This window comes from Geomonas oryzisoli, assembly GCF_018986915.1.
Lineage (GTDB): Bacteria > Desulfobacterota > Desulfuromonadia > Geobacterales > Geobacteraceae > Geomonas > Geomonas oryzisoli.
In genome coordinates this window covers 2,237,803-2,263,317 of sequence record NZ_CP076723.1, presented here as the reverse complement: position 1 = coordinate 2,263,317, position 25,515 = coordinate 2,237,803, and the positions used below count along the sequence as shown (strand labels likewise).

Below are 25,515 nucleotides of genomic sequence, written 5' to 3'. Positions count from 1 at the left end.
GTGGACTTGTGAAAAGAATCGTAGGCGCCGTCATACTACTGACCGTTCTGGGAGCGGCCGGCTATTTCTACTTCAAACAGCCCCCCAAGGTGCAGTACAAGACGCTGAAGGTCGAGCGCGGCGCCATTACCTCGACGGTTTCCGCCACCGGCACCCTGAACGCGGTGGTCACCGTCCAGGTCGGTACCCAGGTTTCCGGAACCATTGCCAAGCTCTACGTCGACTTCAACTCGTCGGTGAAGAAGGGGCAGCCGATAGCCCAGATCGATCCGGCGCTGTTCAACTCCGCGGTGCAGCAGGCGCGCGGCAACGCCCTCAACGCCGAGGCGGCCCTTGCCAAGGCCAAGGTGACGCAGGTCGACGCCAAGAGAACGCTGGGGCGCAACCGGGAACTTCTGAAGGAAGGGATCATCGCCCAAAGCGACCTCGATGCGGCGCAGACGGCCTACGACTCTGCCCTGGCCGGCGTGAAGGCGGCCGAGGCATCGGTCCTGCAGACCCGCGGTGCCCTGAAACAGGCCGAAACCAATCTTAACTACTCCACCATCAGGTCCCCGGTAGACGGCACCGTCGTCTCCCGCAACGTCGATGTCGGACAGACCGTCGCCGCCTCCTTCCAGACGCCGACCCTGTTCACCATCGCCCAGGATCTCACCAAGATGCAGATCGACACCAGCGTGGACGAGTCCGACATCAGCAAATTGAAGGTGGGGCAGAAGGCGACCTTCACCGTCGATGCGTATTCCGACCGTCAGTTCGAGGGGACCGTGGTGCAGATCAGGAACGCGCCTGTGGTGACCCAGAACGTGGTCACCTACGTGACCGTCATCGCGGTGGACAACAAGGAGCTGAAACTCAAGCCGGGCATGACCGCCAACGTCACCGTGGAGACCCAGAGAAAGGACAACCTCCTCAAGGTGCCGGCCGCGGCACTTCGCTTCAAGCCTCGTTCCGATAAGGAAAAGGCAGGCGCAGCGAAAAACGGCTCCGGCAGCATGACCGGTACCGGCGGCGGGCACGGCGCGGGCACGGGCCCCAAAGGGAAACCCGGCGGCAAGGACGGCGGCAAGGACGGCGGGCAGAAGGTCTACACCCTCAATGCGGAAGGAAAGCCCGTGCCGGTTTCCATCACCACCGGGATCAGCGACGGCGGCTTCGTCGAGGTGCTGACCGGCAATCTCAAGGAAGGCGACGACGTCATCGTGGAGCAGGTGAGCCAGGACAAGAAGAAAGGCGGCATGGGATCGCCCATGGGGCCGAGGTTCTAAATGGACGAAGTGGTCCGTCTCACAGACGTCGTCAAGGTATACACCATGGGAGAGGAGCGCGTCGAGGCGATGAAGGGGGTCTCCTTCACCGTGAACCGCGGCGAGTTCGTCTCCATCATGGGCGCCTCCGGCAGCGGCAAGTCCACCTGCATGAATATCCTGGGATGCCTGGACGTCCCCACCCGGGGGAGCTACTTCCTGGACGGAGTGGATGTCGGCAGGCTTTCCGCCGACGCCCTGGCCGAGGTGCGCAATAAGAAGCTGGGCTTCGTGTTCCAGGGTTTCAACCTGCTGGCGCGGACCACCGCGCGACAGAACGTCGAGCTGCCGCTGGTCTACGCCCAGATTCCCGCCGCCGAGCGCCGGGCGCGCGCCCTGGAAGCGCTCGAGCGGGTGGGGCTCGCGGGCAGGGAAGGGCACTACTCGAACCAGCTCTCGGGCGGGCAGCAGCAGCGCGTCGCCATCGCCCGCGCCCTGGTCAACCGCCCCTCCATCATCCTGGCCGACGAGCCGACGGGCAACCTCGACTCCAGGACCACCATCGAGATCATGTCCATCTTCCAGGAACTGAACCGGCAAGGGATCACCATCATCATGGTCACCCACGAGCCCGACGTCGCCGAATTCACCAACCGGCACATCATCTTCCGTGACGGTGAGGTCATCTCCGACGCGCCGTACCAGGCGAAGAGCGCGGTTTTGCCTGCCGAGGTACAGCACCAATGACGACACTCTGGCAAAGCCTGCTCATAGCCCTGCGCGCCCTGCGCGTCAACAAGATGCGAGCGCTGCTCACCATGCTGGGCATCATCATCGGCATCGCCGCCGTGATCGCCATGGTGGCCATCGGCTCCGGTGCCAGCAAGATGATCTCGGACCAGATCTCCAGCATCGGGTCGAACCTGCTCCTGGTCCTTCCCGGCTCGGTCACCTCCGGCGGCATGCGCTCCGGTTCCGGCGGCACCCAGACGCTCACCTACGACGACGCCCGCGCCATCAAGGCCGAGTGCCCGTCGGTAGCCGCGGTGGCGCCCAACGTGCGCGGCTCCGGCCAGGTGGTGTACGGCAACCAGAACTGGTCCACCGTCGTCTACGGGGTCACTCCGGAGATAGTCGACGTGCGCGACTGGACCATCGTCGCCGGCCGCAACATCACCCAGTCAGATGTCGACGGCGCCACCAAGAACTGCTTGATCGGCCAGACCGTCGCTGATAACCTCTTCGGCGGCACCGACCCGGTCGGGAAGATCATCAGGATCAAGAAGATTCCCTTCACCGTGGTGGGGATCTTGGGCCGGAAGGGGCAGTCGCCGCAGGGGCAGGACCAGGATGACGTCATCTACGTGCCGCTGCGCACCGCCCAGAGGAAACTTCTGGGGAGCCAGTTCCCCAATGTGGTCGGCTCTATCATGGTACAGGCCAAAGACGCCGAGGTGCTGGACAAGGCCGAGGAGGAAGTGACCGAGCTCTTGAACCAGCGCCACAGGATCGGCCCCAACCGGGAGGTCGACTACACCATCAGGAACCTCTCCGAGCTCCTGGCCGTCACCGAGCAGTCCTCGAAGGTGATGTCCATCCTGCTCGGCGCGGTCGCCTCCATTTCCCTGGTCGTGGGCGGCATCGGCATCATGAACATCATGCTGGTCTCCGTCACCGAAAGGACCCGCGAGATCGGCATCCGCATCGCCATCGGCGCCAAGAAGCGCGACATAATGCTGCAGTTTCTGACCGAGGCGGTGCTCCTCACCACCTGCGGCGGCGTGATCGGTATGCTGCTCGGAGTAGCGGGAGCGAAGCTCGTGGCGAGCTTCATCGGCTGGCCCACCCTGATTTCGGTCAACACCATCATCATCGCCTTCGGCTTCTCGGCCGGGGTCGGGGTCTTTTTCGGCTTCTACCCCGCCCGGAAGGCTGCGTCGCTCAACCCCATCGACGCCCTGAGATACGAGTAACCGTTTAACAAGCTGGTCGAAAGGATCGCCCATGAAGAGAAACAGTAACAAAGTGCTGGCCCTTTCCCTTGGCCTGGTGCTCGGCGCCGCCACGTCGGCTTTGGCGCAGCCCACCGTCAACCTGACGCTGAAGGACGCCATCAGGATGGCCTTCGAGAAGAACCTCGACCTGAAGGTGGAGCTCTACAACCCCGCCATGGCCGAGGCCGACATCCGGCGCACCCTTGGGATCTACGATCCGCTGCTTGCCCTGGGGCTGAACTACGAGCGGAGCAACAGCAGCAACTTCCTGACCTTCCGCCCCCAGCCGATCGACCAGGTCACTGCCAACGCCGGGGTGAGCCAGCTCCTCCCCACCGGCACCGTCGTAGGCGTCACCGCCCAGAGCGGCTGGGTCAGCAACTCGGCAAAGTATTACTCCAACGCGATCGATCTCACCGTCCAGCAGCCGCTGCTCAAGGGATTCGGTCAGGAAACCACGGAGCTTGCTATCAACGTCTCCCGTTTCACCAAGGGGGAGACCCTGAACGTTTTCCGGACCCGGCTGAGCGACACCGTCGCCAAGGTGCGCAACGACTATTTCCAGCTCTACAACCTGCTCGAGGTGCTCGATGTGCGCCGCACGTCGCTTGCGCTGGCCAAGCGCATCTTGCAGGATGACCAGGGGCGGGTAAAGGCCGGCGTCCTCCCCGCGTACGAACTTCTGAACTCCGAGTTCCAGGTCGCCACCCGCGAGAAGCAGGTCATCGATGCGGAGCGGGCGGTCCGGGACCAGATGGACGTCTTGCGCGTCGACCTGCAGCTCCCGGCCACGGCGGAGATCGCCCTTGCCGATCAGCCCTACCGAGGCAGCTTCAACCTGTCCGAACAACAGGCCCTGAACGATGCGCTCGACAACCGCCCCGAACTGGCCACGCAGCGCGACGTGATCAAGATCAATGACCTGCAGCAGCGGGTGGCCCAGAATCAGACCCTGCCGAATCTGACCCTCAACGCCAGCGTCGGTACCGGTGGTTTCGACCGCCGCTTCCTGCGCGGGTGGGAGAAAACCGCGACCATAGATGAACCGAGCTGGGGGGTAGGGCTGCAGTTCAGCTACCCGCTGGGCAACCGCGCCGCGGAAAACGACTACATCAGAAAGAAGCTGTCCCTTGAACAGGCCCAGACCCAGCTGCAAAACCTGGAATCAGGCGTAGTGCGGGACGTAAAGGCGGCGCTGCGACTGGTGGCATCGAGCTACCGGCAACTCGACGTCACCGCGCGCGGCACCGCCTACGCGGAGGACCGGCTGCGTGCCTTCCAGAAGCGGCACGATGTGGGGCTTGCCACCACCAAGGACGTTTTCGACGTGGAGAACGACCTGGTGACCGCCAAGGGGAACCAGATCCAGGCCGTGGTCGACTACAACAACTCCATCACCCAGCTGTGGCGGGCGACCGGGGAGATCCTGGAACAGGAGGGGATCAGCGTTTCCGACCGTGCGGCCGATCACCTCTACGAAAAGATGAAGTAGCCATAACCGCCCCCATGGCGAGTTTGCCAGCCGCACGATCCACGCTACAATTGGCGGGTGTTAATGCGGCATTGGGAGGTGGCTATGCAAAGGGTGCGCTACGAGCATGTTCATCAGATCAAGTTCACCGCAGTCGGCGCCAGGACAATTGCCGATCTGATCAGCAACTTCGAGGAGAGCCTCGAGCTCTTCAGGCGCTGGGAAGAAAAGGGAATACAGCTGGATCCACATGGCGTAGGGAGCAACTACGCCATTTTTTATACTTATGATGAGGACGTCGCCCGGCAGGAGGGGTTCGAACGGATGCGGACCGAGTCGGGGAATCCGCTGCCTCGGCGCTGATGGTTGATAAGCTGCGGGGCCTGCTGGGGGCACCAGCGTTAAAAGGGGGACAGGCACCTTCGGAGCCAGTCCCCTTTCGGCACCAACACATGAGAAGGGGACAGGCACCTGCGGAGCCAGTCCCCTTTTTGCTTCCAAGATACGCCACATGTATGAGATACTTCGACGTCACTATCTCTGCACAAGCGTCAAAGGCAAAGGAAACATGTCACATCTGCACCGTTTTTCCCGTACTGAACTCCTCATTGGACCTGCCGGACTCGACAAACTGAAAAATTCCACCGTTGCCATCTTCGGCCTGGGCGGCGTAGGGAGCTATGCCGCTGAAGCCCTGGTGCGCGCCGGCGTCGGGCGACTGGTCATCGTCGATTTCGACGACATCTGCCTCACCAACGTGAACCGGCAGCTGCACGCCATGGACGGCACCGTGGGTAAGGCCAAGGCACTGGTCATGGCGGAGCGCATGCGCCAGATCAATCCTCAGGCGGAGATCGTTCCCTACCACGATTTCTATTCCGCCGAGAACAGCGACTTCCTGCTGCACGATCACTACGACTACGTGGTCGACGCCATCGACCATATCACCAGCAAGCTGCACCTGATCCGCACCTGCCGGGAGAAGAACATCCCCATCATCTCCAGCATGGGGGCCGCAGCCAAGCTCGACCCGACCAAGATCGGCGTGGCCGACATCTCGCAGACCCACAAGTGCCGCATGGCGCGCTCGGTGCGCAAGCTCCTGAAGAAGCAGGGGATCGAGCAGGGGGTGAAGGTGGTGTTCTCCACCGAGGAGTATCGCGAGCAGGAGGTCAAAGACGGCGGCTGCAAGGGGAACTGCATCTGCCCGAACAAGGACGACCAGAAATTCTCCTGCGAGCACCGCCGCGTCATCCTGGGGAGCGTTTCCTTCATCCCGTCCATCTTCGGGCTGACCATGGCCGGGGTCGTGGTGAACGACCTGCTGGCCCAGCAGCCAGGGTAGGGGAGGCCGGCCCTTTCACGATCGAAGAAGATGCCCGAGGTCCGCTGCTTCGGGCATTTTATTTTCCGGATTAGTAGCGATCTTCCGCTGGTAAGAGTCCCCCTTTGCGAAGGGGGATTTAGGGGGATTTGCTTTTGGTTTTGGAAAGGCAAATCCCCCCCGCCCCCCCTTCGCAAAGGGGGAGTAGGAGGTAGCGGAAGATCGTCGCCAATCAGGTTTTGTTTTTGGGTCTTGTAGCGGCGAATAATCATTCGCCCGGTTTTTCGCCCGGCGGCTGCTCTTCACCAAACCTCCGGCAATGGCGGCGCATGTCCAACGCGTTCTGCATCGCATAACCGCAGCGGCAGTTGTTGAACATGACAAACGTGGTCCGCGCCGTCTCGCTTAACCGTAAGGCATGCCGTGAGATCTCCTGCAGCTCGGACTCGGGGTACAGGTATTCGTCGCCGGGGACGTCGCTGTGCCAGCTGTCGCCGTTTCTGCCGTGCAGCCTGAGGTAGGCTATTCCGGTGGTTGCGTCGGGGTGGAAGGGGGCGGTGGAGAGGTTGCCGTACTGCGGCTCATCGCAGGTGATGTAGGTGATCTTGTGCTCCTTCAGATAGGCAAAGACCTCGTCGCGGTGATGGGCGGTGAACCAACTGCCGTGGCGGAACTCCACCGCAATCGGGATCCCTGACATGAGCTCTTTGCAGTAGCGCAGGTAATCCAGGTTCGCCTTCTTGTAACCGAACCAGGGCGGGAACTGGAAGATCACGAATCCCATCCTGTGCGCCTGCCTGAGCGGTTCCAGGGCGTCCAGCAGTGCCTGCGCCATTGCCTTCAATAACGCTGGCTCGGCCACGTGCAGCTCTTCGCGCTCCAGGTCGCCGGGTGCCAGCATCCCGCGCAGGTCGTCAGGAAGCCGGCGCGGATCGATGTTGTGACCGGTGAGGGCGCCGAAGGCCTTGACGTGAAACAGGAATCCGGCCGGCGTGCGATCGACCCAGGCCTGCGCCATTGCCACGGTGGGAATCTGGTAGTAGGAACTTTCGATTTCGACGGTATCGAACCGGCTGGCGTAGAACTTGAGGCGTGCCTTGGGTGTGCCGGCACCGCGCGGATAAAAGGCGCCGCTCTCGATGAGGCTGCTTTCGGTCCAGGAGCAGGTGCCGATGCGGATCTTGCCTGGCGCCATGAGACCTCCGAGGGACTGCAGTTGCGGGGCGTTGCCCTGGGGCACCTTCCCCCACCCCCTAATCCCCTCCCGAAAGGGGAGGGGGAGTAGATGAAAGGACGAAATGGACCGAGCTTCCAAAAACCGACTGACGCCTTACATGCTGCCGCATTTTCCCGGCGACACCCTTTTTGACCGCATCGCCCGAGCCGTTTGCCGGGCCGGGTGTCTTCCCAGGAAAGAACTCTACGAGGCGTGGGAGGTGGCGCGGCGGGTACACCGGCGCTTCCGTGGCGGAAGGGTGGTGGACCTGGCCGCCGGTCATGGTCTGCTGGCGCAGGTGCTGCTCATCCTGGACCGCGGACTCCGTGAAGGGGTCGGCGTCGATCTGCGCATCCCGCAAAGCGCCGCCCGGCTCGCCTCCGAGATCGGCGCCGAGTGGCCCGGCGCTGCCGATCGGTTCACGCTCCTTGAACAGGACCTGAACCTGGTCGAGTTAGGTCCCGGCGACATCGTCGTGTCCGCCCATGCCTGCGGTTCCCTTACCGACCTGGTCCTGGAAAAGGCGACCGCCGCTCGTTGCCGGGTTGCCGTGCTTCCCTGCTGCCATGACCTGCGCAGTTGTGACGATGGCGGACTTTCTGGATGGCTGGACGGGCCCCTCGCCGTCGATGCGACCCGGGCCGCCTGGCTGCGCTCGTGCGGGTACCGGGTCTACACCCAGACCATCCCGCTCGACATCACGCCCAAGAACCGCCTGCTGATGGGCGAACCGCTTTAGAAAATCGCGTTCAACAGGAAGTTGACCACCGACAGCACCAGGCTGAACAGGAGCGCCCACAGGAAGCCGCCCACGGAGAAACCGCTCACCAGGGCGCTGGTCAACATGATGAGCAGCGCGTTGATCACGAAGGTGAGCAGACCCAGGGTCAGAATGTTGAGCGGCAGGGTGAGAAGCATCAAGACCGGCTTGATGAATGTGTTGATGAGGCCGAGCACCAGGGCCGCGATCAGTGCCGCACCGAATCCGGACAGGCGCACCCCCGGCAGTAGATAGGCCGTGATGACAATCGCCACGGCGTGTACCAGCCACTTCACTATGAATCCCACTTGAACCTCCTTTTAAGCCATCTGCAACGACCCGCCCATTATACCCGATTCTGTCCCGTCACAAAGCTCTACTTGCACCCGCACCAGGTACATCGCAAGGCTCATTTTCAGTCGTTGTTTCGCGTCGTCAAAACGATGTTCAACCTGACAGTAAACATCGCGGTGGCGGTGGTTGTGAAAACAGTAACAACCTCCCGTCCGAGTCAGAGGGCGGCCGTCTAAACCCGCATAAATACTGATTATAGCGATTAACTCGTTCCTATAAACCAGTTGACAGCGCGGGCAATACTCGGGTATATTTCGCCGACTCTCACATTAAACAACTAGGGCGACAGGCACCTACTGGAGCCAGTCTCCTGAACTAAAAGGGGACAGGCCCCTGACGGAGCCAGTCCCCTGAAGAGGATGTGCAACCCATGAAGGAAATACTTTCCGGCAACGAAGCCATTGCCAGAGGCGCTTACGAGGCAGGGGTGAAGGTTGCCTGTGCCTACCCCGGCACCCCTTCCACTGAGATCCTGGAAAACACCGTCCGCTATCGGGAAATCGACTCTTCCTGGGCCACCAACGAAAAGGTCGCTCTCGAGGTCGGCATCGGCGCTTCGTTCGTCGGCGCCCGGTCCCTGGTCACCATGAAGCACGTCGGCGTCAACGTCGCTGCCGACCCGCTGTTCACCCTTTCCTACACCGGTGTCAACGGTGGCCTGGTGCTGGTCTGCGCCGACGACCCCGAACTGCACTCTTCCCAGAACGAGCAGGACAGCCGCAACTACGCCAAGTTCGCCAAGGTGCCGATGCTCGAGCCGGGCGACTCCCAGGAGTGCCTGGAGTTCACCAAGCTGGCCTACGAGATTTCCGAGAAGTACGACACCCCGGTCCTTTTGCGCACCACGACCCGCATCTCGCACAGCAAGTCGGTGGTGAACCTCGGCGAGCGCACCGATCAGGTCCGCGAGGCGAAGATCGAAAAGAACGCCGCCAAGTTCGTCATGCTGCCCGGCAACGCACGCGTGCGCCACGTCGTGGTCGAGGATCGCACCGTCCAGCTCTCCAAGGACGGCTGCTGCATGCCGATCAACCGCGTCGAGATGCGCGATACCAAGATCGGCGTGATCACCGCCGGCATCAGCTACCAGCATGTGCGCGAGGCGCTGCCGGAGGCTTCAGTGCTGAAGCTGGGCATGGTGCACCCGCTTCCCTTCGACCTCATCCGTGACTTCGCCGCCAAGGTGGAAAAGCTCTACGTGGTGGAGGAACTGGACCCGTTCATCGAGGAGCAGGTGAAAGCGATCGGTATTCCGGTCGTCGGCAAGGAGATCATCTCGATCTGCGGTGAGCTCACCCCGGGCCGCGTGAGGAAGGCGTTCGGTCTCCCCGAAAATGCCCAGACCACTGTGGAAAAACTCCCGGGTCGTCCCCCCAACATGTGCCCGGGCTGTCCGCACCGCGGCGTGTTCTACACCCTGAACCAGCTGAAGGCCTACGTATCCGGCGACATCGGCTGCTACACCCTGGGCTTCATGCCGCCGCTTTCCGCCATGGATACCTGCGTCTGCATGGGCGCCTCCATCGGCATGGCCACCGGCGCGGTCAAGGTGCTCTCCCCGGAAGAGAGGAAGAAGGTGGTCGCGGTCATCGGCGACTCCACCTTCCTGCACACCGGCATCAACGGCCTGATGGACATGGTCTACAACAAGGGTGCCGCCACCGTCATCATCCTGGACAACAGGATCACCGCCATGACCGGCCGCCAGGAAAACCCGGGCTCCGGGCACACCTTGATGGACGATCCTGCCAACGCCGTGGACTTCGAGCTGTTGTGCAAGGCAATCGGCGTCAAGAACGTGCGCACCATCAACCCGCTCGACCTGGACGAGTGCCGCACGGTGATCTCCGAGGAGATGGAGCGTCCCGAGACTTCGGTCATCATCACCGACAAGCCCTGCGTCCTCATCAAGAGGGAAGGGATCTTCAAGGCCGGCGCACCGCTGCAGGTCGTTGAGGAATCCTGCACCGGTTGCCGTGCCTGTCTGAAGATCGGCTGCCCGGCGATCGAGTGGATCCCGGCCAGCGGCAAGAAGGGCAAGGCGCACATTGATCCGCTTTTATGCAACGGTTGCGACGTCTGCAGCCAGTTGTGCAAGTTCTCTGCGATTCAGGAGGCAAAATGAGCGACAAGGTAACCAACATCGTCCTGGTAGGCGTGGGTGGCCAGGGCATTCTGCTCGCCGCCGAGATCCTTTCCGAGACCTTCATGCTGGCCGGTTTCGACGTCAAGAAGAGCGAGATCCACGGCATGTCCCAGCGCGGCGGTTCCGTCGTCTCGCACGTCCGTTACGGCAAAGAAGTCTTCTCCCCGATGGTTCCCGAAGGGGAGGGGGACATCCTGTTCGGCTTTGAGTTGATGGAGAGCTATCGCTATCTGTCCCTGTTGAAGCCCGGCGGCACCGTCGTGGTCAACGACCTCTGCATTGCGCCGCCGTCCGTGCTGGTCGGACAGGAGACGTATCCTGCCGACATGGCGCTGAAGATCCAGGAGCTCTGCCCGGACTGCCTGCTGGTGGACGGCCAGAACCTCGCCATAGAGGCCGGCAACGCCCGCGCGGCGAACACCGTGCTCTTGGGTGCGGTTTCCAAGCGTCTGGATATCGAGGAGAAATACTGGGTCGAGGCGATCGAGAAGATGGTGCCCAAAAAGGCACTGGAAGTGAACCTCAAGGCGTTCCAGATGGGGCGCGGGCTTAAGTAAAGGCAAGACCTGCAAGCCTTAACGCAAAGGCGCAAAGGCGCGAAGCCGCAAAGGATAAAGGCAAAAATTTCTTGTTTTTAAACCAGTTTTCGGTCTCTACTTTGCGTCTCTGCGGCTTTGCGACTTTGCGTTAAAGAATTTGCTTTTGACGTTGGTTTTTAAGGAGTCAGTCATGTTTTTCAACGAGGAATTCGAGACACTGCCGAGGGAGGCGCTGGAGGCGCTGCAACTCAAGAGGCTGAAGTCGATGGTGGCGCGAGTGGAAAAAAGCGTCCCCTTCTACAAGGAGGCGCTCGCCAAGGCCGGGGTCGCTTCCGATTCCATCAAGTCGCTCGCTGACCTGCAGCGGCTCCCGTTCACCTACAAGCAGGACATGCGGGACTCCTACCCCTACAACCTGTTCGCGGTCCCCATGGAGGACATCGTCCGCATCCACGCCTCCTCCGGCACCACCGGCAAACCGACTGTGGTCGGCTACACCAAAAAGGACATCGAGACCTGGAGCGAGCTGATGGCGCGCTCGTTCGTGGCGGCCGGGGTGCATAAGGGCGACATCATCCACAACTCCTACGGCTACGGCCTCTTCACCGGCGGCCTGGGCGCGCACTACGGCGCGGAGCGGCTGGGAGCTTCGGTCATCCCGATGTCCGGCGGCAACACGAAGAAACAGATCATGATCATGCAGGACTTCGGCTCCACCGTGCTCACCTGCACGCCGTCCTACTCGCTGTTCATGGCCGAGGCCGCCAAGGAGGAGGGGATCGACTTCCGCGACCTGAAGCTGAGGGTCGGCATCTTCGGCGCCGAGCCCTGGTCCGAGGAGATGCGCCGCGACATCGAGACCAAGCTGAACCTCTCCGCAGTCGACATCTACGGTCTCTCCGAAATCATGGGACCGGGCGTGGCCATCGAATGCTGCGAGGCGAAGAAGGGGCTCCACGTCTGGGAGGACCACTTCATCCCGGAGATCATCAATCCCGAGACCTGCGAGGTGCTTCCCGAGGGGCAGATGGGCGAACTGGTGATCACGACCATCACGAAGGAAGGGATTCCGCTTATCCGCTACCGTACCCGCGACATCACCTCCATCACCTACGAACCGTGCGCCTGCGGCAGGACCCATGCCCGCATCGCCCGCATGAGCGGCAGAAGCGACGACATGCTCATCATCCGTGGCGTCAATGTCTTCCCGTCCCAGATCGAGGCCATACTCATGGGCGTCGAGGGGGTCGAGCCGCATTACGTGCTCATCGTGGAAAGAAAGGACAACCTCGACACGCTCGAGGTCCAGGTCGAGGTGGGCGAAAACATCTTCTCCGACGAGATCAAGCACCTCCAGGCGCTGTCGGCCAAGATCGAAAAGCAGATCAAGGAGATGCTGGGCGTTACCTGCCGCGTGAGGCTGGTCGAGCCCAAGAGCATCACCCGCAGCGAAGGGAAGGCAAAGCGCGTCATCGACAACAGGAACAAGGCCTAAGGAGGGACCGTCATGCACGTAGAACAGATCTCCATATTCATCGAAAACAAGTTCGGACGTCTGGCCGAAGTGACCCGCATTCTGGGCGATGCCGGGGTCAACATCCGCACCCTTTCCCTGGCGGACACCTCCGATTTCGGAATCCTGCGCCTCATCGTGAACGACACGGAAAAGGCGAGGGGCGTACTCAAGGAGCGGGGCTTCACGGTGAGCAAGACCGAGGTGGTCGCCGTCGAGATCCCGGACCGTCCCGGCGGGCTCGCCGACATCCTGCAGGTGCTGGACGCCGACGGGATCAACGTCGAGTACATGTACGCCTTCGTGGAGCGCTGCGGCGAGAACGCGGTGATGATCTTCCGCTTCGACGAGACCCAGAAGGCGATCACTACGCTTACCGGCAAGAATTTCAACATCCTGCCGGGGGAGAGGCTGTACAGCATGTAATCCGCAGGGCGCTGCGAAGGGGGGCGCTCCCTCCCCCGGAGGGGGAGGGTTGGGGAGGGGGAAACTTCCCCTCTGTAACTGCTCCCCCCTCCCAGCCTCCCCCCTCCGGGGGGAGGAGCGTTGAACCGCCCAGCATGAACCGTTTCTTCAACGGCTGTCGTACAACCTGTTAATAATCAATGTGTTTCACCAAAGAGGGGGCAACAGATGAGAAAGATGTTCGCTGTAATCGGTATCACCATGCTGCTTCTGTGCAGTGCCACTGCGGCCTTCGCCGCGGCTCCGATCAAGATCGGAGGACTCTTCGCCGTCACCGGTCCTGCTTCCTTCCTTGGCGAACCTGAAAAGAACACGCTGGAACTCCTGGTCAAAGAAATCAACGCCAAGGGGGGCATCAACGGCTCCAAGATCGAACTCTTCATCTACGACACCGGCGGCGACGCCACCAAGGCGGTGCAGCTCGCTAACAAGCTGATCAAGAACGACAAGGTCGCCGCCATCGTCGGTCCCAGCACCACCGGCGAATCGATGGCCGTCATCTCCATCGCGGAGAAAGAGCAGATCCCGCTGGTCTCCTGCGCCGCCGGCATCAAGATCACCGATCCCGTAAGGAAATGGGTCTTCAAGACCCCGGCCAACGACCACGTCGCCGCGGAAAAGATCCTGATCCAGGCGGAGAAGCTGAAGCAGAAAAACATCGCCCTTATCACCGTTTCCGACTCTTTCGGATCCTCCGGTCGCGAGCAGCTGAAGCAGATGGCGACCAAGCGCGGCTTCAGGGTCGTCGCTGACGAGGTATATTCCCCGAAAGATACCGACATGACCGCGCAGCTCACCAAGATCAAGGCGGCCAAGCCGGACGCGATCATCTGCTGGGGCACCAACCCCGGCCCCGCCATCATCACCCGCAACATCCAGCAACTCGGCATCAAGACCCCGGTCTATCAGAGCCACGGGGTCGCCTCCAAGAAGTACATCGAGCTCGCCACCGCTCAGGCCGCAGAGGGAATCGTGCTGCCGGCCGGCAAACTGGCCGTCTTCGATCTGCTCAAGCCGACCGACCCGCAGGCGAAGCTCTTGAAGGACTACAACACCGACTACAAGAAGAACTACGGCGTCGAGGCTTCCACCTTTGGCGGCTACGCCTACGACGGGTTCCAGCTTATCGCAGCGGCCATCAAGAAGGGCGCCGTAACCCCGGCGCAGATCCGCGACGGCATCGAGAAAAACGGCCGCATGGTGGGTGTGTCCGGCATCTTCAAGATGTCCCCGACCGACCACAACGGCCTCGACCTGGGCGCCTTCGAGATGGTCCGCATCGTCAAGGGCGACTGGGTCATCGTGAAATAATGATCGGCGGCGCAAGTGCCGCTCAAAAGAGGAGGGAATTCGTGAAAAAAATCGTCTCGACTGCTTTTGCTTCGATTGCTTTGTTCTGTCTGTCCACCGCCGCGCTGGCAGCTCCGCCGATCAAGATCGGCGCGCTCTTCGCCGTGACCGGCCCCGCGTCGTTCCTCGGCGAGCCCGAGCGCAACACGGCGCAGATGGTGGTCGACGAGATCAACAAGGCCGGCGGTGTCAAAGGGCGCAAACTGGAGCTGATCACCTACGATACTACCGGGGACGCCACCAAGGCGGTACAACTCGCCAACAAGCTGGTGAAGAACGACCAGGTGGTCGCCATCATCGGCCCCAGTACCACCGGTGACAGCATGGCCATCATTCCGGTGGTAGAGAGGGCCCAGATCCCGCTGATCTCCTGCGCGGCCGGGAGCAAGATCACTGAACCGGTGAGGAAGTGGGTCTTCAAGACCGCCCAGAACGACGGGTTGGCCGTCGCCAGGATCTTTGAACAACTGAAGAAGGAGAAGAAGACCAAGGTGGCGCTCCTTACCGTTTCCGATGGTTTTGGCGCCTCCGGCCGGGAGCAGCTGAAGGCCCATGCTGCACGCTACGGCATCCAGATCCTTTCCGACGACACCTATGGTCCGAAGGACACCGACATGACCGCGCAGCTCGCCAAGATCCGCGGCTCCCAGGCCCAGGCCCTCATCTGCTGGGGCACCAACCCCGGGCCGGCCGTCATCGCGAGAAACGCGAAGCAGCTCGGCCTCGCCATCCCGGTGTACATGAGCCATGGCGTCTCCTCCAAGAAGTTCATCGAACTGGCCGGTGACGCCGCCGAAGGGATCAAACTCCCGTCCGGGAAGGTTCTGGTCGCCGACCTGCTCCCGAAATCCGACAAGCAGAGAAACTCCCTGCTCGCCTTCATCAAGGACTACCAGAACCACTACAAGGCCGAGGGCGACCACTTCGGCGGCCACGCCTGGGATGCGGTCATGCTGCTCAAAGGCGCCATCGAGAAGGGCGGGGACACCCCGGCCGGCATCCGCAACGCGCTGGAAGCCACCCGCAACTTCCCGGGCATCGGCGGCGTGTTCAGCTACTCCGCCAAGGACCACGCCGGTCTGACCAAGGACGCCTTCACCCTGGTCGAAGTGCGCAAAAAAGACTGGGTACTGGTCAAGTAGGTAAGAGGATTCATGGAGCTTTTAAACCAGGTAACGCAGTTCGTCATATCGGGGCTCGCCACAGGTTCCATCTACGCCCTGATCGGCTTAAGCTTCGCCATCATCTTCAATTCCACCGGGATCATCAACTTCGCCCAGGGTGAATTCGTCATGCTGGGCGGGGTGTTGGCCATCTTTTCGCTGAACGTGCTGCATCTGCCGTTGGTGGTGGCCATCGCCGTTGCGGTCGCGGTGACCACCATCATCGGCCTTGTTTTCGAGCGGCTGGCCATCCGGCCGCTCAAAAACGCCACCCCGCTCATGCTCATCATCATCACCATCGGCGCCAGCATTCTGATCCGGGGGCTGGTGATGCTCCTTTGGGGGAAGGATACCCAGGCGCTGCCGGCCTTCTCCGGTACCGACCCGATCAGCATCGCCGGGGCGACGCTTTTGCCGCAGCACCTCTGGATCTTCGGGGTCACCGTGCTGGTCATCGTGGGGTGCAGGCTCTTCTTCAACCACACCATCAGCGGCAAGGCCATGCGCGCCTGCTCCTTCAACCGCCGCGCCGCCAACCTGGTCGGCATCAGCGTCGGGCGCATGGTGCTCTTCTCCTTCGTGATCAGCGCCGCCGTCGGCTCGCTGGCCGGCGTCATCATCGCGCCGCTCACCATGACCGCCTACGACGTCGGCGTCATGCTTGGGCTGAAGGGGTTCTGCGCCGCCATCATGGGGGGGATGGGGAGCGGCCTGGGCACCGTGCTGGGGGGCTTGATCCTGGGCACCCTGGAGTCGCTTGGGGCCGGGCTCATCTCTTCAGGCTACAAGGACGCCATCGCGTTTTTCATCCTGCTCCTGATCCTCTTCATCAGGCCGCAGGGACTATTCAAGAAGGGCGAAACTGAAAGGGTTTAAAGGTTTTACTTTGAAATCGGACAGAATTAAATTTCTCGTTTTTGCCCTCGTGGTCCTGCTCATCCCGCTGCCGCTTTCCGGGGGGTATCTCACCAACGTTCTCATCTTCGTCGGGATCAACAGCGTGCTCGCCCTGGGGTTGAACCTCCTCCTGGGCTACGCCGGCCAGATCTCGCTCGGGCAGGCCGCCTTCTTCGGCCTTGGCGCCTACGGCTCCGGCGTACTCACCACCGCTTACGGCCTCAACCCCTGGCTCGCCATGGTCGTGGTCGCGCTCTGCGTTGCGGCCTTCGCGTTCGCCATCGGGTTCCCGGTGCTGCGCCTGAAGGGGCACTACCTCGCCATGGCCACCCTGGGCGTCGGCATCATCGTCAACATCGCCTTCAACGAGACCGTGGACCTGACCGGCGGGCCGTCCGGGCTCTCCGGCATTCCCAACCTGCAGATCGGCGGCCTCACCTTCGACTCGGACCTCAAAAACTATTACCTGGTCTGGGTCTTCGCGCTGGGGATGATCCTTTTGTCGCTGAACCTGGTGAACTCCCGCTTCGGCCGCGGTCTCCGGGCCATTCACGATTCGGAAGTCGCCGCGCGCGTCATGGGTGTCAACGCGAGGCTCATGAAGGTGCAGGTGTTCACCCTGTCGGCCTTCATGTCCGCCATCATGGGGAGCCTCTACTGCCACGTGATGACCTTCATCTCGCCCAACTCCTTCGGCTTCCATTTCTCGGTGGAGCTCCTCACCATGATCGTCATCGGCGGCCTGGGAAGCGTGTACGGCTCCATCCTGGGGGCGCTGCTTCTGACCCTGCTTCCCGAGATGCTGCGCTCCTTCCAGGACTTCGACATCATCGTCTATGGCCTTTTGCTGATCACCATGACCATCTACCTCCCCGGAGGGCTGGTGGAGGGGATACCGGCGCTGTTTCGGCGCCTGGTGCCGGCGAGGAAGGTAGCGGAGGGGAGCGATGCTTAGCCTGAACGGAATCGGCAAGAGGTTCGGCGGACTGACCGCCCTGGAAGGGATCAGCTTCAACGTCGGCAAGGGGTCCATCACCGGCATCATCGGCCCCAACGGCGCGGGCAAGACCACCCTCTTCAACGTCGCCACCGGGATCTATCCCCCCTCCAGCGGGGCGGTGCTCCTGGAGGGGAAGGACATCTCCAAGCTGCCGCCGGAAGGGCGCGCGCGGCTGGGGCTCGTGCGGACCTTCCAGAACATCGAGCTCTTCGGCAAGATGACCGTGCTGGAGAACGTCATGGTCGGGCTGCATACCCAGAGCAGTTCCGGGCTGTTCGCCTGCTCCTTCCGGATGCCCTGGCAGATGAGCGAGGAGCGCCGCATCCGCGAGCGGGCCATGGAGCTCCTCGACTTCGTCGGGATCCCGGAGCTGGCTGAGGTACAGGCCGGGACCCTGTCCTTCGGCAAGGGAAGGCTCCTCGAGATCGCCCGGGCTATGGCGCTGGAGCCGAAGATACTGTTGATGGATGAACCGGCGGCGGGGCTGAACAGCAGTGAGACCGCTGATCTGGCCGAGTTGATCAAGAGGATCCGGGATCTGGGCGTCACCGTGGCCCTGGTCGAGCACGACATGGACCTGGTCATGGATATCTGCGATCAGCTGGTGGTGTTGAACCTCGGCACCATGCTTGCCGAAGGGACGCCGCGGCAGATCCAGGACAATCCGGCCGTAATCACTGCATACCTGGGCGAAGAGTAGCAAGTCTGGTTCCCTCCCCCGAAGGGGGAGGGGCAGGGAGGGGGAGCACAGCGGCTTATCATTCCCCCCTCCCAACCTCCCCCCTCCGGGGGGAGGAGAGTGCAGGCTCACTCCCAAGAACCAAATCTGCCTCCACGGGAGTATGCGGGGCAGAGAGCTTCAAAGGACACAAATGCTAAAGATCAAGAACATCAACGCCTATTACGGCAAGGTGCACGCGCTCAAGAACGTGTCGCTGCATTTGAAGGCCGGCGAAATAGTGACCCTGATCGGTGCCAACGGTGCCGGCAAGACCACGCTCCTCAACACCCTGTCCGGCATCATCCCCACGGCGAGCGGAGAGATCCTGCTGGAGGGTAAGAACATTGTCGGGCAGGCGGCGGACCGCGTGGTTTCCCTCGGGCTGTCGCAGGTGCCCGAGGGGCGCCAGGTATTCAACCCGCTCACCGTCGAGGAGAACCTGGAACTGGGCGCCTACCTGCGCTACCGCGCCGGCGGACAGAGGGTCGAGATCGGCACCGACCTGGAGCGGATGTTCCTGATGTTCCCGAGGCTCAAGGAGCGCCGTCGCCAGGCGGCCGGCACGCTCTCCGGCGGGGAGCAGCAGATGCTTGCCATCGGCCGTGCGCTCATGGCCCGCCCGAAACTGCTGCTTCTGGACGAACCGTCCATGGGGCTCGCCCCGCTGGTCGTGCAGGACATCTTCAAGGTGATCGAGCGTCTGAGGGGCGAGGAAGGGACCACCATCCTCTTGGTAGAGCAGAATGCCCGCGCCGCCCTGAAGGTCGCCGACCGCGGCTATGTCCTTGAGACCGGTAAAGTGATACTTGAAGGAAAGGCGTCCGAGTTGCTGGAAAACAAGGACGTGCAGCGCGCCTATCTCGGGCGCGACAAGAAAGAAATTTGGGAGAGATGATAATCAATGCACAATTGACAATGGACAATTGACAATTATGAACCCGCTATTTGCTGACGGCCTGTGTCGAGGCCAGCAAGCGGGGGGGCTGTCCATTGTCAATTGTCAATTGCAGCGGGTTTTAGTTGTCCATTGTCAATTGTCAATTGTCAATTGAAGCGAGGTTTTTATGCAGATTTGGGATCCCGATTACGAGTGCATGCCGCGGGAAGAGATCGAGCAACTCCAACTGGAGCGGCTCCAGGCTACTCTGAACCGCGTTTACAAGAACGTCACCTGCTACCGCACCAGGTTCAAGGAGATGGGGATCGTCCCCGAGGATGTGCAGTCCCTCGCCGACCTGTCCAAGCTCCCGTTCACCACCAAGGAGGACCTGCGCCTCAACTACCCCTACGGCATGTTCGCGGTGCCGCTGCGCGAGGTGGTTCGCATCCACTCCTCCTCCGGCACCACCGGCAAGCCGACGGTCGTCGGCTATACCAAGCACGACCTCAAGGTGTGGTCCGGCCTGGTGGCCCGCTTCATGACCGCGGCCGGCGTCAACAGCGATGACGTGGTTCAGATCGCCTTCGGCTACGGCCTCTTTACCGGCGCCTTCGGCCTGCACTACGGCTCCGAGATGATCGGCGCCTCCGTCATCCCGATGGGAGCGGGGAACACCGAAAAACAGATCATGATCATGCAGGACTACCGCACCACCGCGCTGGTTTCCACCCCGAGCTACGCGGTCACCATCGCGGAGCGGATGGAGAAGATGGGCATCGATCCCAAGAGCCTGACCCTGAAGGTCGGTCTCTTCGGCGGCGAGCCCTGGTCCGAATCGATGCGCCGCGAGATCGAGGAGCGTCTCGGCATCACCGCTACCGACAACTACGGGCTCTCCGAGGTCATCGGCCCGGGGGTAGCCGGCGAGTGCCTGTGCAAGTGCGGCATGCACATCTCCGAGGACCATTTCATAGCCGAGATCATCGACCCCGACACCGGCGCGGTGTTGCCCCCGGGGAGCGTGGGCGAACTGGTTCTCACCTCCCTCACCAAGGAAGCCTTCCCGATGGTGCGCTACCGGACCCGTGACATCACCTCGCTCGACTACGAAAAGTGCGACTGCGGCAGGACCATGGTGCGCATGAAGAAGACCATGGGGCGTTCCGACGACATGCTCATCATCAAGGGGGTGAACGTCTACCCGTCCCAGATCGAGGACGTGCTCTTCGCCATCGAGGGGTGCCAGCCGCACTACCAGCTGGTCGTGGACCGGAAGGGGGCGCTCGATACCCTCGAGATCCGGATCGAGGTCACCGAGAACATCTTCTTCGACGAGATGAAGATGCAAAAGGCTTTCCTGGACAAGGTCGAGAAGAAGATCGATTCCGTACTCGGCGTCGGTGCCGTTGTGAAGCTGGTTGAGCCGAACAGCATCCCGAGGGCGGAAGGCAAAGCATGTCGTGTCATTGACAACAGGAAAATCTAGACTAGCATTGATTCCGCTTTTCCTTTCCAGCCGGGTGCTATTAGGCTGCAAGCGATACTCAACTGGGGCACGCCCCCCCGATACTACCAAGGAGGAATCAACATGAAAAAAGTTGTCATTGCTACTGCTGCTGTGCTGTCTATGTCGGTAATCGCGGTTCCCGCCTTCGCCGAAGCCAAGAAGGGCGAGAAGATCGATGCCAAGGCCAAGTTCGATCAGCACTGTGTCGCCTGTCATCCGAAAGGTGGCAACATCATCAACCCGAAGAAGGGGCTCGGCAAGAAGGACCTCGCCGCCAACGGCGTGAAGACCGAGAAGGACATCGTCGCCAAGATGCGCAATCCGGGTCCGGGGATGACCAAGTTCGACGCCAAGGCCGTGCCCGATGCCGAGGCGAATGCCATCGCTAAGTACATCCTGGCTACCTTCAAGTAATCCCCTTGCCGGAAGGGGTCAGGCTCCGTTAGGTGCCTGTCCCCCTAGCGGAACGCTCCTTTCAGCTCAGCCGCCTTCCCAAAGCACTAAGGGGACAGGCACCTGGCGGAGCCAGTCCCCTAATAGTAAAAAGCACCTGTCGGCCTCGCGCCGGCAGGTGCTTTTTTCATTCAATGTTGAGTGCGGGAGTCCCTACAGCAAATTGCGAGTGAACGGGCAGGGGGGCGAATGATTATTCGCCCCTACAGGGACCACGTGTCTGGCTCTATGTGCAAATAATAAACGAAGTGCTGAACGTGACATCACGTTCCCCCTTGTCAAAGGGGGGGCAGGGGGGATTTGTCTTTGCCGGCACTCCTACGATCCGAAAACAGACTATACCCTTTACCCCAAGCTTCTGCTGGTCCCCTATTTAAAGTTTGACTTTGTTATCATCAATGTTAAACCCATCTAATGTTTTTTAACCCGGTTTATCAAGGAGCAGGCGATGGCAAAGAAAAACTGGTTCCTAACGTGGCCGGCCCTGCGCCAGGTGGCCAATCGCGACCCGGGCGGACTGCGTGAATCCGCCATGACAGAGAGAACACGCTCCCTCAGTCCCAGGACCGCCGACGCGGACAAGGTGGTAGAGTCGATCTGCCCTTTCTGCGGCGTCGGATGCGGCCAGAAGGTCTACGTCAAAGACGGCAAGATCATGGATATAGAGGGGGATTACGACTCCCCCATCTCCGAGGGGTGCCTCTGCCCCAAGGGATCGGCCACCATGCAACTCGTCACCGGTACTCACCGGGCCATGAACGTCCTGTACCGGCGCCCGTACGGCATCAGATGGGAGAAGATCCCGCTGCAGCAGGCGATGGAGATGGTGGCCGACCGGGTCAAACAGAGCCGCGATGAAACCTGGGAGGATCAGCACGAAAAGGGGCACCCCCTGCGACGGACGCTCGGCATCGCCCATCTCGGCGGAGCGACCCTCGACAACGAGGAGAACTACCTGATCAAGAAGCTCTTCACTTCGCTTGGCATCGTCCAGATTGAGAACCAGGCGCGGATCTGACACTCCTCCACGGTCCCCGGTCTGGGGATCTCGTTCGGCAGGGGCGGGGCGACCACCTTCCAGCAGGACCTGCAACATTCCGACTGCATCGTCATCCAGGGCTCCAACATGGCCGAATGTCACCCGGTCGGCTTCCGCTGGGTCATGGAGGCCAAACGCCGCGGCGCCACCATCATCCACGTCGATCCCCGCTTCACCCGCACCAGCGCCGTAGCCGATATCCACGTCCCGATCCGTCCCGGCAGCGACATCGCCTTCCTGGGAGGCCTGGTCAACTACATCATCACCAACGACCGCTGGTTCAGGGATTACGTGATCAACTACACCAATGCCGCCGCGCTGGTCTCGGAGGACTACCAGGATACCGAGGACCTGGATGGCCTCTTCAGCGGCTGGGATGCCGAGAAGGGACAGTACGATCCATCCTCCTGGCAGTACCGGGGTCTCGAGGTAACACCCGCCGCCGGGCACCGTGAGATGTTCTCGGGGGAACCGCGTGCAGAGCGCGGCGCTATCGTTTCCGCGGAACAACACGACTTCACGCTCACCGATCCGCTGTGCGTCTTCCAGATCGTGAAAAGGCACTTCTCCCGCTACACGCCCGAGGTGGTGCAGGAGGCCTGCGGCGTTCCTCCCGAGCTGTTCGAGAAGGTGGCGCGCGCTTTGTGCGACAACTCCGGCCGTGACCGGACCAGCGCCTTCTGCTACGCCGTCGGCTGGACCCAGCACTCCATAGGGGTGCAGTACATCCGCACGGCGGCCATCGTGCAGATGCTGCTGGGCAACATCGGGCGCCCCGGCGGCGGCATCATGGCGCTGCGCGGGCACTCGTCCATCCAGGGCTCCACTGATATCCCGACCCTCTACAACATGCTCCCCGGTTACCTCCCCATGCCCAAGGCTTCCTATGATACCGACCTCAAGAAGTACCTGGAGTACAACGAATCGGCCTCAGGCTGGTGGAGCGAGTTTCCCAAGTACACGGTGTCGCTGCTGAAGGCATGGTACGGTGCGGCCGCCACGTTGCAAAACGACTGGTGCTACCACTACCTGCCTCACATCTCCGGCGACCACTCCCACATGGTGACGGTGGCCGCGATGGCCGATTCCCTGGTGCAGGGGTATTTCGTCATGGGAGAAAACCCGGCGGTGGGGTCGATGAACTGCGCCCTGCAGCGCAAGGGGCTGCGCAACCTGAAGTGGCTCGTGGTGCGTGATTTCGCCCCAACCGAAACGGCGGAGTTCTGGCGTAATGCGCCCGAGATCGTTGCCGGCGACGTCAAACCGGCGGATATCGGCACCGAGGTCTTCTTCTTCCCCTGCGCCGCCCACACCGAGAAGGATGGCTCCTTCACCAATACGCAGCGCCTTTTGCAGTGGCACCACAAGGCGGTGGAACCGCCCGGCGACTGCCGCTCCGAACTGCACTTCATCTGGCATCTCGGCAGGAGGCTGAAGGAACTGTATAGGACCTCGACGGAGCAGAAGGATCTTGCCCTGCGCGACCTGACCTGGGACTACCGCAGCATCGGCGATATAGAGGAGCCTGATGCAGAGGAGGTGCTTGCCGAGATAAGCGGCTACACCTTGGGGGGGCATAGGTACCTGTCGGGTTACAAGGAGCTGAAGGATGACGGCAGCACGGTGTGCGGCTGCTGGATCTACTGCGGCTGCTACAAGGACGGCGTCAATCAGCCCGCCAGAAGGAAGCCTGCGTCGGAGCAGACCTGGGTGGCGCCGGAATGGGGCTGGGCGTGGCCGGCCAACCGTCGACTGCTCTACAACAGGGCCTCGGCCGACCCGGATGGCAAACCGTGGTCCGAGCGGAAGAAATACGTATGGTGGGATACCGAGCAGCGCAAGTGGACCGGCTACGACAATCCCGATTTCATCGTGGACCGTCCCCCCGAGTACCGGCCGCCCCCCGACGCCAAGGGGATCGACACCCTCTCCGGTATCGATCCGTTCATCATGCAGGCGGAAGGGAAGGCGTGGCTCTATGACCCCAACGGGCTTCTGGACGGCCCGCTCCCCACGCACTACGAGCCGGAGGAGTCGGTGCTGAAGAACCCGCTCTACGGGCAACAGTGCAACCCGGCCCGCATGGAGTGGATTCGCAAGGATAACCCCTACCACAAGGCCTGGGGGGATCCGGACTATCCGTTCATCGCCACGACCTACCGCCTTACCGAGCATCACACCGCCGGAGGGATGAGCCGCTGGGTCCCCTGGCTGTGCGAGCTGCAACCGGAGATGTTCGTCGAGGTGTCGCCGGAGTTGGCTGAGCTGCGCGGGCTGGAGAATGGCGGCTGGGCCACGGTCAGCACCATCCGGGGCGAGATCGAGGCGCGGGTGCTGGTGACCGGCAGGATGCAGCCTTTCGTGCAGCAGGGGCAGACCCTGCACACCGTGGGGATTCCCTATCACTGGAGCTGGATCGGACGCTCCACCGGCGATGCGGCCAACGAGCTCACCGCGTTCGTGGCCGACCCCAACGTGAGCATCGAGGAGTCGAAGGCCTTCTCGGTCCAGCTCGTCGCGGGAAGAAGGTCGAAGAAACGGCGCGCCGCCGCCCAGGGACCGCTCGCCGAGCGGGAGGTGGCAGGGCCTGAGCGGGACCTCCCGCCGGTGCATGAGAAGCCCGGGGGCAAACACGGACTTCACGCAGGCAAGACGGAAATGACGGAGGAATCATGACCACGCCAGCTACCGGTTTCTTTACCGACACCAGCGTCTGCATCGGCTGCAAGGCGTGCGAGGTCGCCTGCAAGCAGTGGAACCAGCTTCCCGCCGACGGCGACTTCTTCAGCGGCCGTTCCTACGACAACACCATCCACCTCGAAGCGACCACCTGGCGGCACGTCGCGTTCATCGAGCGTCAGGCCCGCCTTTCCGGGCAGGCCACGTCACGACCGTTCTCCTGGCTCCTCATGTCCGACGTCTGCAAGCACTGCGAGCGCGCCGGCTGCCTGGAGGCCTGTCCCACCGGCGCCATCGTGCGCACGGAGTTCGACACCGTCTACGTCCAGCCCGACGTCTGCAACGGCTGCGGCTATTGCGTGGTCTGCTGTCCTTTCGGTGTCATCAATCGGCGCGAGGACGACGGCCGCGCCTGGAAGTGCACGCTCTGCTACGACAGGCAGAAGGCCGGGATGGAGCCCGCCTGCGCCAAGGCGTGCCCGACCGACTCGATCACCTTCGGAAAGCTGGACGACCTGAAGGAGATGGCCCGGGCTCGGTTGCAGGAGCTGCACCGGCGCGGCGTGACCGAGGCCTGGCTCTACGGGATGAGCGAGCGCGACCAGCCCGGAACGGAGGGTTTGCACGCCTTCTTCCTGCTGTTGGACCGCCCCGAGGCGTACAACCTGCCGCCCGATCCGTCCGTGCCGACCAAGGGGGTGGGTGGATCGTGGGGCGTCATGGCACTTGCGGCGGCGGGGATGGCGGCAGCGGCCGTGGTGGCGGCGCACAGCAGGGGAGGGGAGCGGAAATGAGCC

The 25,515-nt window shown here is 62.0% G+C and carries 23 protein-coding genes; 21 read left to right on the top strand and 2 right to left on the bottom strand.

The genetic code is table 11. The features are described 5' to 3' along the window. Positions 1 to 8 precede the first annotated feature (8 nt). The 6 genes from KP004_RS09925 to KP004_RS09900 all read left to right on the top strand — a co-directional run bounded on the left by KP004_RS09925 (position 9) and on the right by KP004_RS09900 (position 6,057). Positions 9 to 1,268, top strand: coding sequence for an efflux RND transporter periplasmic adaptor subunit (locus KP004_RS09925; RefSeq protein ID WP_216802153.1), 1,260 nt, complete (start codon positions 9 to 11; stop codon positions 1,266 to 1,268). After that, the gene (locus KP004_RS09920; RefSeq protein WP_275423157.1) at positions 1,269 to 1,994 is read left to right on the top strand and encodes an ABC transporter ATP-binding protein; all 726 of its coding nucleotides are present in this window, start codon (positions 1,269 to 1,271) and stop codon (positions 1,992 to 1,994) included. It abuts the gene before it with no gap. Continuing rightward, positions 1,991 to 3,220, top strand: coding sequence for an ABC transporter permease (locus tag KP004_RS09915; protein ID WP_216802152.1), 1,230 nt, complete (start codon positions 1,991 to 1,993; stop codon positions 3,218 to 3,220). The genes KP004_RS09920 and KP004_RS09915 overlap by 4 nt, the downstream gene beginning before the upstream one ends. Positions 3,221 to 3,251: 31 nt before the next feature. Further along, a complete protein-coding gene (locus KP004_RS09910) occupies positions 3,252 to 4,733 on the top strand; it encodes a TolC family protein (protein ID WP_216802151.1) in 1,482 nt (493 codons plus the stop codon). An 84-nt stretch (positions 4,734 to 4,817) separates the two neighbouring features. Further along, the gene (locus KP004_RS09905; protein WP_216802150.1) at positions 4,818 to 5,075 is read left to right on the top strand and encodes a hypothetical protein; all 258 of its coding nucleotides are present in this window, start codon (positions 4,818 to 4,820) and stop codon (positions 5,073 to 5,075) included. A gap of 205 nt (positions 5,076 to 5,280) precedes the next feature. After that, the gene (locus tag KP004_RS09900; RefSeq protein ID WP_216802149.1) at positions 5,281 to 6,057 is read left to right on the top strand and encodes a tRNA threonylcarbamoyladenosine dehydratase; all 777 of its coding nucleotides are present in this window, start codon (positions 5,281 to 5,283) and stop codon (positions 6,055 to 6,057) included. A 247-nt stretch (positions 6,058 to 6,304) separates the two neighbouring features. Here the strand turns inward: KP004_RS09900 and KP004_RS09895 are convergent, their stop codons facing one another. Then, entirely contained in the window at positions 6,305 to 7,231 is a 927-nt protein-coding gene (locus KP004_RS09895) for a DUF72 domain-containing protein (protein ID WP_216802148.1), read from the bottom strand. Between the two features lie 139 nt (positions 7,232 to 7,370). Between KP004_RS09895 and KP004_RS09890 the strand changes: the two genes are divergently transcribed. After that, complete coding sequence (locus KP004_RS09890; protein WP_302467688.1) at positions 7,371 to 7,991, top strand: methyltransferase; 621 nt, start codon at positions 7,371 to 7,373, stop codon at positions 7,989 to 7,991. Here KP004_RS09890 and KP004_RS09885 read toward each other — a convergent pair. After that, positions 7,988 to 8,320, bottom strand: coding sequence for a phage holin family protein (locus KP004_RS09885; protein WP_216802146.1), 333 nt, complete (start codon positions 8,318 to 8,320; stop codon positions 7,988 to 7,990). The genes KP004_RS09890 and KP004_RS09885 overlap by 4 nt on opposite strands. Positions 8,321 to 8,736: 416 nt before the next feature. Between KP004_RS09885 and iorA the strand changes: the two genes are divergently transcribed. The 14 genes from iorA (at position 8,737) to KP004_RS09815 (ending at position 25,512) form a co-directional block, all read left to right on the top strand. Then, on the top strand, positions 8,737 to 10,491 hold the full coding sequence (iorA, locus tag KP004_RS09880) for an indolepyruvate ferredoxin oxidoreductase subunit alpha (RefSeq protein ID WP_216802145.1): 1,755 nt from the start codon (positions 8,737 to 8,739) through the stop codon (positions 10,489 to 10,491). Further along, positions 10,488 to 11,069 (top strand): indolepyruvate oxidoreductase subunit beta, encoded by a 582-nt coding sequence (locus KP004_RS09875; RefSeq protein WP_216802144.1) that lies wholly within the window; start codon positions 10,488 to 10,490, stop codon positions 11,067 to 11,069. The genes iorA and KP004_RS09875 overlap by 4 nt, the downstream gene beginning before the upstream one ends. 172 nt (positions 11,070 to 11,241) lie before the next feature. Beyond that, the gene (locus tag KP004_RS09870) at positions 11,242 to 12,546 is read left to right on the top strand and encodes a phenylacetate--CoA ligase family protein (RefSeq protein WP_216802143.1); all 1,305 of its coding nucleotides are present in this window, start codon (positions 11,242 to 11,244) and stop codon (positions 12,544 to 12,546) included. Between the two features lie 12 nt (positions 12,547 to 12,558). Further along, entirely contained in the window at positions 12,559 to 12,990 is a 432-nt protein-coding gene (locus tag KP004_RS09865; protein ID WP_216802142.1) for an ACT domain-containing protein, read from the top strand. Positions 12,991 to 13,197: 207 nt separating this feature from the next. Continuing rightward, positions 13,198 to 14,340: an ABC transporter substrate-binding protein gene (locus tag KP004_RS09860; protein WP_216802141.1), complete on the top strand. Its 1,143-nt coding sequence runs from the start codon at positions 13,198 to 13,200 to the stop codon at positions 14,338 to 14,340. 41 nt (positions 14,341 to 14,381) lie between these two features. Further along, complete coding sequence (locus KP004_RS09855) at positions 14,382 to 15,521, top strand: ABC transporter substrate-binding protein (protein ID WP_216802140.1); 1,140 nt, start codon at positions 14,382 to 14,384, stop codon at positions 15,519 to 15,521. Between the two features lie 12 nt (positions 15,522 to 15,533). Beyond that, complete coding sequence (locus tag KP004_RS09850) at positions 15,534 to 16,418, top strand: branched-chain amino acid ABC transporter permease (protein ID WP_216802139.1); 885 nt, start codon at positions 15,534 to 15,536, stop codon at positions 16,416 to 16,418. A 10-nt stretch (positions 16,419 to 16,428) separates the two neighbouring features. Further along, the gene (locus KP004_RS09845) at positions 16,429 to 17,394 is read left to right on the top strand and encodes a branched-chain amino acid ABC transporter permease (protein ID WP_216802138.1); all 966 of its coding nucleotides are present in this window, start codon (positions 16,429 to 16,431) and stop codon (positions 17,392 to 17,394) included. Then, positions 17,387 to 18,139, top strand: coding sequence for an ABC transporter ATP-binding protein (locus KP004_RS09840; RefSeq protein ID WP_216802137.1), 753 nt, complete (start codon positions 17,387 to 17,389; stop codon positions 18,137 to 18,139). Before KP004_RS09845 ends, KP004_RS09840 begins: the two co-directional genes overlap by 8 nt. A 172-nt stretch (positions 18,140 to 18,311) precedes the next feature. Then, positions 18,312 to 19,055, top strand: coding sequence for an ABC transporter ATP-binding protein (locus KP004_RS09835; protein WP_216802136.1), 744 nt, complete (start codon positions 18,312 to 18,314; stop codon positions 19,053 to 19,055). Between the two features lie 169 nt (positions 19,056 to 19,224). Beyond that, the gene (locus KP004_RS09830; RefSeq protein ID WP_216802135.1) at positions 19,225 to 20,526 is read left to right on the top strand and encodes a phenylacetate--CoA ligase family protein; all 1,302 of its coding nucleotides are present in this window, start codon (positions 19,225 to 19,227) and stop codon (positions 20,524 to 20,526) included. Positions 20,527 to 20,628: 102 nt separating this feature from the next. Next, positions 20,629 to 20,961 carry a c-type cytochrome gene (locus KP004_RS09825; RefSeq protein WP_216802134.1) on the top strand — a complete coding sequence of 111 codons (333 nt, stop codon included), beginning with the start codon at positions 20,629 to 20,631 and terminating at the stop codon, positions 20,959 to 20,961. Between the two features lie 487 nt (positions 20,962 to 21,448). Next, positions 21,449 to 24,715 (top strand): formate dehydrogenase, encoded by a 3,267-nt coding sequence (fdh, locus tag KP004_RS09820; protein WP_216802133.1) that lies wholly within the window; start codon positions 21,449 to 21,451, stop codon positions 24,713 to 24,715. Next, positions 24,712 to 25,512 carry a 4Fe-4S dicluster domain-containing protein gene (locus KP004_RS09815; RefSeq protein ID WP_216802132.1) on the top strand — a complete coding sequence of 267 codons (801 nt, stop codon included), beginning with the start codon at positions 24,712 to 24,714 and terminating at the stop codon, positions 25,510 to 25,512. The genes fdh and KP004_RS09815 overlap by 4 nt, the downstream gene beginning before the upstream one ends. Positions 25,513 to 25,515: the final 3 nt, after the last annotated feature.